This is a genomic window from Umezawaea sp. (assembly GCF_036375055.1).
Classification (GTDB): Bacteria; Actinomycetota; Actinomycetes; order Mycobacteriales; family Pseudonocardiaceae; genus Umezawaea.
The window spans coordinates 1-14074 of sequence record NZ_DASUSQ010000172.1; the positions used below are offsets into that span (position 1 = coordinate 1).

Annotated in this window: 11 protein-coding genes; 7 read left to right on the forward strand and 4 right to left on the reverse strand. The window is 73.6% G+C overall.

Features of this window, described 5'->3' with window-relative positions:
- The 3 genes from VFZ92_RS40225 to VFZ92_RS40235 form a co-directional block, all read right to left on the reverse strand.
- The coding region (locus tag VFZ92_RS40225; protein ID WP_330883041.1) for a hypothetical protein at window positions 1-855 on the reverse strand (855 nt) is incomplete at its 3' end.
- Between the two features lie 155 nt (window positions 856-1010).
- Window positions 1011-1733, reverse strand: coding sequence for a M14 family zinc carboxypeptidase (locus tag VFZ92_RS40230; protein WP_330883043.1), 723 nt, complete (start codon window positions 1731-1733; stop codon window positions 1011-1013).
- Between the two features lie 123 nt (window positions 1734-1856).
- Entirely contained in the window at window positions 1857-2030 is a 174-nt protein-coding gene (locus VFZ92_RS40235; RefSeq protein WP_330883045.1) for a CsbD family protein, read from the reverse strand.
- 74 nt (window positions 2031-2104) lie between these two features.
- Between VFZ92_RS40235 and VFZ92_RS40240 the strand changes: the two genes are divergently transcribed.
- From VFZ92_RS40240 to VFZ92_RS40260, 5 genes are all read left to right on the forward strand, one after another.
- Window positions 2105-3601 carry an FAD-dependent oxidoreductase gene (locus VFZ92_RS40240; protein ID WP_330883047.1) on the forward strand — a complete coding sequence of 499 codons (1497 nt, stop codon included), beginning with the start codon at window positions 2105-2107 and terminating at the stop codon, window positions 3599-3601.
- On the forward strand, window positions 3598-3768 hold the full coding sequence (locus tag VFZ92_RS40245) for a hypothetical protein (RefSeq protein WP_330883049.1): 171 nt from the start codon (window positions 3598-3600) through the stop codon (window positions 3766-3768). Before VFZ92_RS40240 ends, VFZ92_RS40245 begins: the two co-directional genes overlap by 4 nt.
- Window positions 3769-3814: 46 nt before the next feature.
- A complete protein-coding gene (locus VFZ92_RS40250; RefSeq protein WP_330883051.1) occupies window positions 3815-4243 on the forward strand; it encodes a hypothetical protein in 429 nt (142 codons plus the stop codon).
- A gap of 24 nt (window positions 4244-4267) precedes the next feature.
- Window positions 4268-4720 (forward strand): SRPBCC family protein, encoded by a 453-nt coding sequence (locus tag VFZ92_RS40255; RefSeq protein ID WP_330883053.1) that lies wholly within the window; start codon window positions 4268-4270, stop codon window positions 4718-4720.
- Window positions 4721-4878: 158 nt separating this feature from the next.
- Entirely contained in the window at window positions 4879-5844 is a 966-nt protein-coding gene (locus VFZ92_RS40260) for a sensor histidine kinase (protein WP_330883055.1), read from the forward strand.
- Between the two features lie 5 nt (window positions 5845-5849).
- On the opposite strand, the gene VFZ92_RS40265 is transcribed toward VFZ92_RS40260, so the two are convergent.
- Entirely contained in the window at window positions 5850-6350 is a 501-nt protein-coding gene (locus VFZ92_RS40265; protein WP_330883057.1) for a pyridoxamine 5'-phosphate oxidase family protein, read from the reverse strand.
- A 252-nt stretch (window positions 6351-6602) separates the two neighbouring features.
- Here VFZ92_RS40265 and VFZ92_RS40270 point away from each other — a divergent pair, with 252 nt between their 5' ends.
- Together VFZ92_RS40270 and VFZ92_RS40275 are read left to right on the forward strand one after the other, a co-directional pair.
- On the forward strand, window positions 6603-7958 hold the full coding sequence (locus VFZ92_RS40270) for a serine hydrolase domain-containing protein (protein WP_330883059.1): 1356 nt from the start codon (window positions 6603-6605) through the stop codon (window positions 7956-7958).
- Between the two features lie 603 nt (window positions 7959-8561).
- The gene (locus tag VFZ92_RS40275; protein WP_330883061.1) at window positions 8562-14042 is read left to right on the forward strand and encodes a carboxyl transferase domain-containing protein; all 5481 of its coding nucleotides are present in this window, start codon (window positions 8562-8564) and stop codon (window positions 14040-14042) included.
- Window positions 14043-14074: the final 32 nt, after the last annotated feature.

Consider the following 14074-nt stretch of genomic DNA (forward strand, 5'->3'; position numbering starts at 1 on the left):
GCTGCCCTCGGCGAGGTCGTCGACGTCGCGGTGGAACGCCCCGTCGACCCGCCACAGCGCCGCGGGCGGGGTGTCGACGGGGAACCGCGCGACGAGCCGGAAGTGGTCGCAGCCGCGCTCCGGCCAGAACACGTAGAGGGGGCGCATCGGCTGGCCCCTCGGCACCCGCACCTCCAGCGAGTACTGGTGCGCGTCGCCCGCCTGGAGGGGGCGGGGCAGGCGCAGGCGCAGCAGGAACCGCCGCGGCGCCGGTTTCTCCGACGAGATCAGCTCGACCCCGTGCAGGACCTGCACGTCCAGGTCGGGCACGCCGTCGGCGGCCTTGGGCAGGGTGATGGACCAGGTGACCTCGTCCACGCCGTCGCGGTCGGCGCGGATCGTGCGGCGCTCGGTGCACGTGGGCGTCTCGCCGTCCAGCCGCAGCAGGGCGTCGAACTCGACCAGGCGCCAGCCGCTGTCCGGGTCGGGCGCCTCGGCCGGGACGACCCGCTCCGCGGCGGCCTCGACGAGCCGGGTCAGGCCCGCGTCGATGCGGCGGCGGATGGTGCGGGGGCCGCGGTCCTGGAGCTTGGCGAGGAAGTCGACGCGGTCGGACAGGAACCGCGACTGCGCGCCCTCGTGCAGCCCGAGGGGTGCGAGCACGGCGAGCCGCAGTTCGGCCGGGAACTGGTCGGTGATGCCGGTGACCCAGCGACCCAGCTTGACGCGGACCGACTCCGGGCCGTCGGCCGCCACGATGCCGCACACCTCGCGCAGCGCGGGCCCGACCTGCCGGTCGATTCCGGGCGCCTGCACTCCCTGGCCACGGCACAGCGCTCGCAACTCGGTCATCAGCGACGTGGACGGGGCGGTCATCGGACCTCCGGGCGAAGAGCGTGCGAAATCATGATTCACCTGTGGCCTGCGGCGAGAACGATATCCCTCGTGTCGTCGTGATCGGACGTCCCGATTGTGCCATCGAGTCGCCGATGGCCATTGTTACGACGCGCACTCCGGGGCACCTCCAATCGTTACCGGTCGATTCCACGCCGTGTGTACTTCGCCGGTGAACGGGAGCGCCCGCGGTGCGAGGGGCCAACCGGCCCAGCGTTCGGCGCGCTCCGCGAGGTCGACCTCGGGCTCGTGGCGCACCACCGCGCCGCCGGGTGCGCGACCCGGCGGTCGCGGCGCTCGTCCGGCACGGTGCCCGCGCGGGAGAGCTGGAACCCGTCCGGGTTGACCACCGGCACCACGACGATCCGCACCCGGCCCAGCGGGGCGGTGATCCGCGGGTCGCGCCCGTCCCGCTGGACGGGGTCCGTGGCGAACTCCACCACCACCCACTCGCCCGCGTGGTGCGCGCCCGCGACCAGCAGCACGGGTTTGCCGTCGGACGCGGTCACGTCGTGGGTGATCCCCACGCCGACCGCGTCCAGGCCAGCCGTCGTCCGGTGCGGCGGCTCGGCCCGCTCCACGACGTCCGGGCGCGCGTCCGCCAGCTCCGCGACCTCGGCGCTGGTGCGGTACCCCGTCCGCCCGCTCGACAGCCTCGACGCCCCCGCGGGGCGTGCCTGAGCCGGTCGAGGGCCTGCGCCGCGGCCGACGCGGCGGGGCAGGGCCGGGTGGGGGCCACCGGTGCCGCGGGCGTGCGGGCGCTCGCGGCCACCGCGACGGTGGCCGGCCAGGGTGCGGTCCGCGGGTGCGCACGCATCCACCGGGTGCCGCTCACCGGTGTTCGCCACCAGGGCGGGCACGGCCGAGGAGAGCCCCCTGTCCTTCCCCGAACGGGTGAACCGGCCGGTTTCGCCGCGGTGGCGGCCGGACAGGCCGAAGGCCCGCGCTCCCTGCGGGCGCGGGCCTTCTGGTCGGAGGCGGGATCAGTCCTTGAAGACGTCCTTGATCTTCTCGCCCGCCTGCTTGAGGTTGCCCTTGGCCTGGTCACCGTGACCCTCGGCCTCCAGCTCCTCGTCGTCGGTGGCACGGCCCACGGTCTCCTTGGCCTTGCCCTTGAGCTCGTCGGTCTTGGCGTCGATCTTGTCGTCAGTACCCATGCCGGCGGGGTGCCCCGTGCCCCCGGCGCCAAACACCAGGAGTCGCCGCGGCCGATCGCGGGTACCCGCGCCCCGTGGACACCACTTCGGCACAGCACTCCCTCTGGCTCCGGTCGACCTCCGCCCCCGAGCGGCCGACCCTGCGCGGTGAGCACGTCTGCGACGTGGCCGTGGTGGGAGGCGGCATCGCGGGGCTGACGACCGCCCTGCTGCTCAAGCGCCAGGGGCTCTCGGTCGCGGTGGTCGAGGCGGACCGGATCGGCTCGGGGGCGTCCGGCAACAACACCGCCAAGGTGACGGCCCTCCAGTCCACCGTGTACTCGACGATCACGTCCCGGCACGGCGCGGAGACGGCCAAGGCGTACGCCGACGCCAGCCAGGCCGGGGTGTCGCTGCTGACCCGGCTGGTGCGCGAGGAGGGCATCGACTGCGGGCTGCGGCACGCGCCCGCGTTCACCTACGCCTACTCCCCGGACGAGGTCGAGGCCGTCGAGGCCGAGCTGGCCGCCACGCGCGCCGCGGGCCTGCCGGTCTCGGCCGACGACCGGCTGGACGTGCCGTTCGACGTGCACGCGGCCGTGCGGCTGGACGACCAGGTCGCACTGCACCCGCTGCGCTACCTGCTCGGCCTCGCCGACGCGGTGGACGGCGACGGCTCGGTGGTGTTCGAGCACAGCCGCGTCGAGCGGCTGCACGACGGAGCCCCGTGCCGCGTGCACACCGCCGAGGGCACGGTGTCGGCCGGGCGGGTCGTGGTCGCCACCCACTACCCGGTCTTCGACCGCGGCCTCTACTTCGCCCGCCTGGAGACGACCCGCTCCTACTGCGTCGCGGCGTCGCTGGCGTCCGGCGAGCCGCCCACCGGGCTCGCGATCAGCGCGGGCTCCCCGTCCTGGTCGCTCAGCTCCTACGACGGGCTGCTGATCGTGTGCGGTCAGGGGCACGCGACGGGCGACCCGGCCGGGGCGCCGTACGAGGAGCTGGAGGCGTTCGCCCGCGAGCACTGGGACGTCGAGCGGATCACCCACCGGTGGTCGGCCCAGGACCCCACGTCCTACGACCACCTGCCGATGATCGGTCCCTACCTGCCCGGCTCGGACCGGCTGCTGGTGGCGACCGGGTTCATGAAGTGGGGCCTGGCCACGGCCACGTTCGCCGCCACGATCCTGGCGGACGCCGTGGCGGGCACCCCCAACCCGTGGGCCGCGGTGTTCACCCCGCACCGGGTGTCGCTCACGTCGCTGCCCGACCTGCTGAAGATGAACGCCTCCACCGGGCTCGACCTGGTGGGCGCGCGGATCACGCCCGCCGACGCGACCAGCAGCGAGGACCTGCCCCCTGGGCAGGCCCACGTGGTGCGCGACGGGCTCGGCAAGACGGGCGTCTACCGCGACCGGGCCGGGCGGCTGCACGGCGTCTCCCTGCGGTGCACGCACCTCGGGTGCCTGGTGGCGTTCAACGCCGCCGAGACGACCTGGGACTGCCCGTGCCACGGCTCGCGGTTCGACGTGGACGGCGCGGTGCTCGAAGGCCCGGCCACCCAGCCCCTGCCGCGCCGCGAGCCGAAGTGACCCGACTCCCGAGACCGGTGCCCGACCCCGCGACCGCGCGGGCACCGGCCGACGAGCGCCGTGCGCGCGACCTCCTGCGCGCCCTGCGGCTGATGGGCCCGAACGGGGAGGGGTTCGACGCCTTCCTGCACGGGTTCCGCGAGCGGGCGCCGCACCCGGAAGGGTGACGGCCGCGGGTGGTTGGCGCCGCCGGGCCGTGGGTAACTGGCGGACATGGGCGAACAGGTGGAGGGCCGCAGGCCCGCGGGCGTCGACGACGCGACCGTCGAGGCCGTCGGCGCGCTGACCGAGGCGCTGGAGACGGCGGAACGGGCGCGCGGTCGCCTGTTCGACTTCCACCAGCTCTCCGGCAGCGCCGACGCGAAGGCGGGCCGCGCGGCGGACCTGCTGCGCGAGGCCGGTCACGCCGCGCTCGCCGACGAGCTGGAACGCGACCTGATCGGGCGCAACGTGGTGCCGGGCAGGTGGACGTTCCAGCTGGTCGAGGAGTACGACGACGGCTACCGCGCGGCGTTCCTGGCCTGGGAGCGGCGGGTGCGCGACGAGCTCGTGGGCGGCGCCAGGCACGTCTTCGAGGCAGAGTTGAAGCAGCGCAACACCACGGCGGGAGCACCGGGCCAGCGGCTCGACCCGTCCCCCTGACACGCGAACACCGAGGAGCACGAAGTGGTCAACGTCGAGCGCAGGTTCACCGTCGGCAGGCCGGTCGAGGTGGTCGTGGAGTACCTCAAGGACTTCGCCAACGCCGAGCAGTGGGACCCCGGCACGGTCACCTGCGTCCGGACCGACCCCGGTCCCGTCCAGGTGGGGTCGCGGTGGCACAACACGTCCGAGTTCAAGGGCAAGGAGACCGAGCTGGACTACCGGCTGGAGCGGCTGGAGCCGAACCGGCTGACGTTCGTGGGGAAGAACAAGACCGCGACCTCCACCGACGACCTCACGCTGACGCCCTCGGGCTCCGGCACCGAGATCACCTACCACGCGCACATCGTGTTCCACGGCCTCGCGAAGGTGGCCGACCCGTTCCTGAAGTCGGAGTTCGAGATGCTCGGGGACGCGGTCGTGCTGTCGATGACCGAGGCGATCGAGGGACTCCCCACCAGGCAGGGGCCTTCCTAGCGCGCGTCCGGGTATGGTGCGCTGGTGCGCCCCGCACCCGTCGCGCTCCGCCATCGGCGTAGAGCCGGGCTGGAGCGGGGCGCGGTGGACTGGTGACAGCCGACCACCGCGGGCTCCCTGCCCCGCGGCACGTCGTCGGTGCGGAAGGGGAGGCGCTAGTGAGATCCGGGGCCGCCCGCGGGCACGAGGGCTACTTCCACGAGGCGGCCTTCTACTCCTCCGACGAGGAGTTCCTGGCGCTGGTGGCGCCGTTCGTGCTCGACGGCGTCGCGGCGGGTGAGCCGACGCTGATCGCGTGCGGCACCACGAACGAGAAGCTCCTGCGCGAGGCCCTCGGCGATGCCGACGGCGGGATCACCTACGTGCCCGCCGACGACCAGTACTCCCGCCCCACCAGCGCGATCAAGCGGTACCGCGAGGTCTTCGAGGACCTCGCCGCGGGCGGCGCGCGCCAGATCCGGGTGATCGGCGACGTCCCGCACCCCGGCGTCGGCGTCCCGTGGGACTCGTGGGCGCGCTACGAGGCCGTGGTCAACGAGGCGTTCGCCGAGTTCCCGCTCTGGGGCCTGTGCCCGTACGACACCCGCACCACCCCGGCCCCGGTGCTCGCCGACGTCACCCGGACGCACCCCCGCGTGCTCACGGCGGCCGGCGACCACCGGGTGAACGTCCGGTTCGAGGCGCCGTCGGCCTTCCTCACCGGCAGGCCCCCGCCGCCGCCGGACGCGCTGGAGTCGAACCCGCCCGCGCTGGTGCTGCTCGACCCCGAGCCGGTGGACGTGCGCCGCGCCGTGCGCGCGGCCACCTCGCGCACCACGCTCACCGAGGACCAGTCCGACGACCTGGTGTTCGCCGCCAGCGAGGCCGTGACGAACAGCCTCAGCCACGGCCGTCCCCCGGTCCGGTTCCGGCTGTGGGCCGACCGCGACCACGTCGTCCTGACGGTCACCGACCAGGGGCCGGGCCCGCACGACCCGACGGTCGGCCTGCTGCCCACGACGAAGACCGCCACGGCGGGGCTCGGGCTGTGGCTGACCTACCAGACGTGCAGCTACGTGACGCTGGCCCGCGACGACGAGGGGTTCACCGTCCGCGTCGTCGCGGGCCCACCGCGGGTGTTCTGACCAGGTCACAGGTCCACGGTCGCGTGGTCCCCGCCGTCGTAGCGCTCCCCGCTGACCTTCGACTTCACGAAGCTCAGCGCCGACGCGATCCGGCCGCCGGGGGTGTCCCAGTACTCGGCCGACATCGCCGTCACCTTGACCAGCACGACGTTGGGGTCGTCGGGACCCTGCGGCAGCCACGCCTCGACCCAGCCGTTCCACAGCTCGCGGGCCTTCGCCCGGTCGTCCACGAGCTCGGCGGTGCCGAAGATCGAGATCCAGGTGTCCTTCGAGGTCAGCGTGACCGACACCTCGGGGATGGCGACGATGTGGGCGACCTTGCGCGAGTCGCGCTCGGCGAAGAACCACAGGTCGCCGTCGAACTCGACCTCCTGCTGAGCCATCGGTCGGCTGATGAGCCTGCCGACCTCGTCGATCGTGGTCAGCATCCCGACGCGGATGCCCGAGGCCAGTTCGGCCAGCTTTCGGACCTCGTCGGCGGGTGATGCGGCGGTTGCTCCGGTCATGCGGTCTCCTCCTGGTAGCGGATCGGTCACCCCGTGGGTTCCCGTTCCCGGAGATCGACACGCCTGGGCCGCGTCCTCCTTCGGTGGAGCGAACCGGTTCGCCGGTCGGGGCGAGGTGCCCGTGTCCTCCACCACGCCGTCGCCCCGGCTCGGCGGCCAACCGGGTGAGACGTCCTGAAGACCGCATTTGCCCGACCCGATCACCGGCTTCGCCGGCACCCTGGGAGGTGGTCATCCGGACAGGGGGAAGCGATGGCACTCGACCACGCGCGGTGGCAGGCCGAGCTCGACGGGCTGGCTCGCGAGCACGGGGTACCGGGGGCCGTGCTCGCGGTGCTGGCCGACGGGGAGGTCCACGAGTTCGCGACCGGTGTGCTGCACCGGGGCACCGGGGTGGCGACGACGGTGGACTCGCTGTTCCAGATCGGGTCCATCAGCAAGGTCTACACGGCGACGCTGGTGCTCCAGCTCGTCGAGGAGGGGCGGCTGGACCTGGACGCGGCCGTGGTGTCGGTGCTGCCGGAGTTCGCGGTGGCCGACGCCGAGGCGACGAAGTCGGTGACGGTGCGGCAGCTGCTGAACCACACCAGCGGGATCGACGGCGACTTCTTCCACGACACCGGCCGGGGCGACGACTGCGTGGCGCGGTACGTGGAGGCGTGCGCCGGGCTGCGGCAGAACCACGCGCCGGGTGCGACGATGTCCTACTGCAACAGCGGGTTCACGATCCTCGGCCGGGTCGTCGAGGTCGTCACCGGGCAGGTGTGGGACACCGCGCTGCGCGAGCGGGTCGTCGAGCCGCTGGGCCTGGCGCACACCGTGACGCTGCCGGAGGAGGTGCTGCGGTTCCGCGCCGCGATGGGGCACACCGGCGAGCCGGGGACCGAGCCGGTGCCCGCCCCGGTGTGGAGCCTGCCGCGCTCGATCGGGCCGGCGGGCGGGATCGTCGCGAGCGCCGCCGACGTCGTCCGGTTCGCCCGCCCGCACCTGGACGGCGGCCTCGCGCCGGACGGCACGCGGCTGCTGACCGCCGGGTCCGTCGCGGCGATGACGACCCCCGAGGTCGAGGTGCCCAACCCCTGGCGCGGTCCCAGCCACTGGGGGCTCGGGTGGGAGCTGTTCGACCGGCCGGGCGGACCGGTGTTCGGCCACAGCGGCGCGACGATCGGGCAGTACGCCCACCTGGACGTGGTGCCCGGCGCGGGGGTCGCCGTCGCCCTGCTCACCAACGGCGGCGAGGCGGGCCTGCTGCACGGGGCGCTCGTCGGTGAGCTGCTGGCCGACCTCGGGGGCGTGGGGGTGGCGCGCTTCGCGCCGCCGTCTGCCCCTCCCGAGGTCGACCTCACCCGGCACCTGGGCACCTACCGCAGCGAGGGCCTCGACTTCGAGCTGACCGACCGCGACGGCGTGCTGCGCATGAGGTACCGGTGGCTCGGCGAGACGGCCGACCTCCTCCCGTCGAGGGACCTCGACTTCGTGCCGGTGACCGACACCCTGTTCGCCGGCCGCGCCCACGAGCACGAGGAGTGGCTGCCGCTGGTGTTCTACCCGGTCGGCGACACCGCGTACCTGCACTTCTTCCTGCGGGCGGTGCCGAAGACCGGGTGAGCGCGCGACCCGCCCCCGCCCCGCGCGACGCCCGCGCCAGGCGGGTCGTCGACGACGGGTCCCGGCCCGAGGGGCGCTGCGGGCGGTGGAGGCCGCTGCTGGTCCGCGCCGGAACGCCGGACTGCTGGAACCCTGCGCCGGTGCCGGTCGGACCCGTGCTCCCGATCGCCCGCCTGCCGCGCCGACCCGATCGCCTCCCGGTCCGCGGCGCGCACGCCCGCCGCGTCGGCGGACCGCCGCACCGGTCGCGAGGTGGTTCGGAAACCCGCAGGCAGGGGCCGCGGGTCGCACCACCCCTGCTGGCCTTTGTCGCTATCGCACAAACCGGGAGGTCCGGGGCGCACCCCGGTGAGCAGCACCCACCCCACCGCCGCGGACGTGTGGCGGGAGCGCGGCCGAGATCACACCACGCGTGGTGTAGGGGTTCCCGAAGGGGCGTGCTAGGGGTTGTCGGCGGCCCGTCTTTTGGCAGATCCTTACAACGCAGGGCACCTGACACGCGTTGCGATCGCCATACCTTGTACCAGTAGGCAGTCGAGAGTGTTGACTCCGTTGCGACGGCGACGGCCGTCGGCGTTCGCCGTCTTTCGAAAGGCCCGATCAGTGTTCAGTCGTGTTGCCATCGTCAACCGTGGGGAAGCCGCGATGCGGCTCATCCACGCCGTTCGGGACCTGTCCGCGGAGTTGGGGACACGGATCGAGACCGTGGCCCTCTACACCGACTCCGACCGGACGGCCACCTTCGTTCGGGAGGCCGACCTCGCCTACGACCTGGGCCTGGCGGCCGACCGCCCCTACCTCGACTACGCGGTCCTCAAGCGCGCGCTGGTCGAGACCGGTGCCGACGCGGCCTGGGTGGGCTGGGGCTTCGTCGCCGAGCACCCGGAGTTCGCGGAGCTGTGCGCCGAGATCGGCGTGACCTTCGTCGGCCCGAGCGGCGCGGCCATGCGCAAGCTCGGCGACAAGATCGGCTCGAAGCTGATCGCCGAGCAGGTCGGCGTGCCCGTGGCGCCGTGGAGCGGCGGTCCGGTCGACTCGCTCGACGACGCCCTCAAGGCGGCCCAGGACATCGGCTACCCGCTGATGCTCAAGGCGACCGCCGGCGGCGGTGGCCGCGGCATCCGCATGGTGTCCTCCGAGGAGGAGCTGACCCAGGCCTACGACCTCACGCGCCAGGAGGCCGCCCGCGCCTTCGGCAGCGGCGTCGTGTTCCTGGAGCGCCTGGTCACGGGCGCGCGCCACGTCGAGGTGCAGGTGATCGCCGACGGACAGGGCACCGCCTGGGCGCTGGGCGTGCGCGACTGCTCCGTGCAGCGGCGCAACCAGAAGATCATCGAGGAGTCCGCGTCCCCGGTCCTCGCCGCCGACCAGGTCGCCGACCTCAAGGCCTCCGCCGAACGGCTCGTGCTCGCCGTGGACTACCAGGGCGCGGGCACGGTCGAGTTCCTCTACCACCCCGGTGAGCGCCTGTTCGCGTTCCTGGAGGTCAACACCCGTCTCCAGGTCGAGCACCCGATCACCGAGATCACCACCGGTGTCGACCTGGTCAAGGCCCAGCTGCACGTCGCCGCGGGCGGCAAGCTGGAGGGGCCCGCCCCCGCCGAGTGGGGTCACGCCGTGGAGGCCCGGCTCAACGCCGAGGACCCCGACCGCGACTTCGCGCCGTCGCCCGGCAGGATCGTCCGCCTCTCGCTGCCCAGCGGTCCCGGCATCCGGGTCGACACCGGGTTCAGCGAGGGCGACACCATCCCCGGTGACTTCGACTCGATGATCGCCAAGATCATCGCCCACGGTCGCGACCGCACCGAGGCGCTGGCCCGGCTGCGCCGCGCCATGACCGAGACGACGGTCATCATCGCGGGCGGCGTGACGAACAAGGGCTTCGTCCGCGACCTGCTCGACGAGCCCGCCGTGATCGACGGCTCCGCCGACACCGGCTGGATCGACCGCGTCCGCTCGCAGGGCGGCCTGGTGACGCACAAGAACTCCGCGGTCGCGCTGATCGCCGCCGCCATCGAGGCCTACGAGGACGAGGAGGCCGTGACGCGGCAGCGCCTGCTGACCACCGCGCACGGCGGCCGTCCCCAGGCCCAGCACGAGACCGGCCGCGCGCTGGAGCTGAAGCTCCGCGACGTCGGCTACCGCGTCCAGGTGTCCCGCGTCGCCGCGCACAGCTTCCGCGTCGGCGTCTCCGCGGGCGGCCCCGAGCACACCGCCGACGTGGACGTGGAGCGCTTCGACCGCCACTCCGGCCAGCTCATCGTCAACGGCGTCCGCTTCCGGGTGGTGACCGGCACGCACGGTCCCGTCCACCAGGTCGAGGTCGACGGCGTCACCCACCGCATCAGCCGCGACGAGGGCGGCGTCCTGCGCTCGCCCGTGCCCGCCCTGGTCGTGGCCACGCCGCTGGCCGTCGGCGACGAGGTCGAGGCGGGCGCGCCGCTGCTGGTGCTGGAGAGCATGAAGATGGAGACGGTGCTGCGCGCGCCGTTCCACGGCAGGCTGCGCGAGCTGGCGGTCCAGGTCGGCAGCCAGGTCGAGTCGGGTGCCCGCCTGCTCCGCCTGGAGCCGGTCGGCGACGGCGACGAGGCCGCCTCGCCCGCCGCGGTCCCGGCCGACGCGCTGGAACTGCCCGCCGAGCCGCTCGACACCCCCGCCGAGACGAGGGTCGCCCGCGGCCTCCAGGGCCTGCGGAGCCTGCTGCTCGGCTTCGACGTCGACCCGGTCGACGCGGGCCGCCTGCTCAACGACTACCTCGCGGCCCGCAAGGACCTCACCAGCGCGGGCCAGCGCGCGCTCGTCGGGGAGAGCGCCCTCGTGCAGCTCTTCGCCGACCTGTGCGAGCTGAGCCGCAACCGGCCCGTCGGCGAGGAGCGCAAGCCCGACTCCTCGGTGCACAGCCCGCGCGAGTACTTCCACACCTACCTCCAGAGCCTCGACGCCGACCGGGCGGGCCTGTCGGAGAGCTTCCGCCAGCGCCTGACCCACGTGCTGTCGCACTACGGCGTCGACGGCCTCGACCGCACGCCGGAGCTGGAGGACGCGGTCTTCCGCATCTTCCTGGCCCAGGAGCGCTCCTCGTCCGACGTCGCGGTGATGACCACGCTGCTGCGCCAGTGGCTCGCCGAGGGCCCGCCGCCCGAGGCGGACCGCGTCACCGTCGGCCTCGCGCTGGAGCACCTGGTCGCCGCGACGCAGGTCCGCTTCCCGGCCGTGGCCGACCTGGCCCGCGGCGTCGTGTTCGGCTGGTTCGCCCAGCCGCTGCTGCGCCGCACCCGCGCCAAGGTCTACGCGGGCGTCCGCAAGCACCTGCGCCACCTCGACCTGCACCCGGACGCGGCGGACCGCGCCGAGCGGGTGTCCGCCATGGTCGCCAGCGCCGAGCCGCTGGTCCGCCTGGTGGGCCAGCGCATCGGCCGCGAGGGCGCGGACCCGACGGCGCTGCTGGAGGTCCTGACCCGCCGGTACTACGGCAACCGCGCGCTGAGCGACGTCCGGGTGACCTCGGTCGACGGCTGCACGTTCGTCGTCGCCGAGAACCGCACCCAGGCCGGTGACGGCCGCGTGGTCGCCACGGCCGTCGACTTCCCCGCGCTGCCCGAGGCCGTGCGCGCCGTCAGCGGGTTCGCCCAGGACGGCGACGTGGTGGCCGACCTCTACCTGACGTGGGACGACGGCCCCTCGGACACCGACGCGATGGCCGCGAAGCTCGGGGAGGTGCTCGCCGCCCAGCAGCCGTCGGAGCGCGTCGACCGCATCACCACGACCGTCGCGGGCAACAGCGGTGCCGTGATGCACCACCACTTCACGTTCCGCCCGTCGCCGGAGGGCTTCACCGAGGAGCGCCTGCTCCGCGGCCTGCACCCGCGCATCGCCGAGCGGATGCAGCTCGAACGGCTGCGCGCGTTCGACCTCACCCGGCTCGCGTCGCCGGACGAGGAGGTCTACCTCTTCCGCGCCACGGCCAAGCAGAACCCGTCCGACGAGCGCCTCGTGGTCCTGGGCCAGGTCCGCGACCTGACCCCGCTGCGCGACGACGAGGGCAGGCTCGTGGCGCTGCCCGCCGCCGAGGACATCCTCGCGACGTGCCTCGACGCGATCCGCAGGGCGAAGAAGCCGGGCGCCAAGAAGTCCGCGACCAACCGCATCGTCATCTACGTGTGGCCGCCGACCGACCTCAGCCCCGAGGAGCTGAACGTCGTCGCCCGGCGCGTCATGCCGACGACCGCGGGGGCCGACCTCGAAGAGGTGCTGTTCCTGGGCCGCCGCCGCGACGCCGCGACCGGTGAGCTGGTCGACATCGCCGTCCGCATCGGCTACGACGTCGGCTCCGGCGTCCGGCTGTCCGTGGTGCTGCCGCCGACCGAGCCGATCGAGCCCCTGGACGACTACCGCCAGGAGGTGCTGCGCGCCCACAGCCGCGGCACCGTGTACCCCTACGAGCTGACCGGGATGCTCGCCGGGTCGTTCGGCACGTTCCAGGAGTACGACCTGGACGCCGGGTCGGGCAAGCTCGTCCCCACCGACCGCCCGCGCGGCGGCAACACCGCGGCGCTCGTCGCCGGTGTCGTCACCACGCCGACCCCGCGCCACCCGGAGGGCATGGCCCGCGTCGTGCTGCTGGGCGACCCGACGAAGGCGCTCGGCGCGCTGTCCGAGCCGGAGTGCGCCCGCGTCATCGCCGCGCTCGACCTGGCCGAGGAGCTGAGGATCCCGCTGGAGTGGTTCGCGCTCTCGGCGGGTGCCCGCATCTCGATGGACTCGGGCACCGAGAACATGGACTGGGTGGCGGCGGCGCTCAAGCGGATCGTGAACTTCACCCAGGACGGCGGCGAGATCAACATCGTCGTCGCGGGCATCAACGTCGGCGCCCAGCCGTACTGGAACGCCGAAGCCACGATGCTCATGCACACCAAGGGCATCCTGGTCATGACGCCCGACTCCGCGATGGTCCTCACCGGCAAGCAGTCGCTGGACTTCTCCGGCGGCGTCTCGGCCGAGGACAACCACGGCATCGGCGGCTACGACCGCATCATGGGCCCGAACGGCCAGGCCCAGTACTGGGCGCCCGACCTGCGCTCGGCGCGGGAAGTGCTGATGTCGCACTACGACCACAGCTACGTCGCGCCCGGCGAGTCCGGTCCCCGGTCGACCACCACGACCGACCCGGTCGACCGCGACGTGTCGCCGTTCCCGCACGCCGTGCCGGACAGCGAGTTCACCACCGTCGGGCAGATCTTCTCCTCGGAGTTCAACCCCGACCGCAAGAAGCCGTTCGACATCCGCACGGTGATGCGCGCGCTGTCCGACCAGGACCACCCGGTGCTGGAGCGGTGGGCGGGCATGGCCGACGCCGAGACGGCGGCCGTGCAGGACGTCCACCTCGGCGGCCGTCCGGTGTGCCTGCTGGGCATCGAGTCCCGCTCCGTGCCCCGTCGCGGCTTCCCGCCCACCGACGGCCCGGACACCTACACCGCGGGCACGCTGTTCCCGCGGTCGTCGAAGAAGGCGGCGCGGGCCATCAACGCGGCCAGCGGCAACCGGCCCCTCGTGGTGCTGGCGAACCTGTCCGGCTTCGACGGCTCGCCCGAGTCGATGCGCAAGCTCCAGCTGGAGTACGGCGCGGAGATCGGTCGCGCGGTGGTGAACTTCCAGGGCCCCATCGTGTTCTGCGTGATCTCGCGGTACCACGGCGGCGCGTTCGTGGTGTTCTCCAAGGCGCTGAACCCGAACATGACCGTGCTCGCGGTCGAGGGCTCGTTCGCCTCGGTGATCGGCGGCGCTCCCGCCGCGGCCGTGGTGTTCGCCCGCGACGTGGACAAGCGGACCGGCAACGACCCGCGCGTGCGGGAGGCCGAGGCGCTCGTCGCCGCGTCCTCCGGCGGCGAGAAGGCGTCGCTGACCGCCGAGCTGGCCGACATCCGCCAGGCCGTGCGGTCGGAGAAGCTGTCCGAGGTCGCCACCGAGTTCGACCGGGTGCACAGCGTCCAGCGCGCGGTGGACGTCGGCTCGGTGGACGCCATCATCAGCTGCGCCGAGCTGCGGCCGAAGATCATCGCGGCCATCGAGGGCAAGCTCGGGTAGGTCGTTCCAGGTGAACGGGCCGGGTCCTCCGC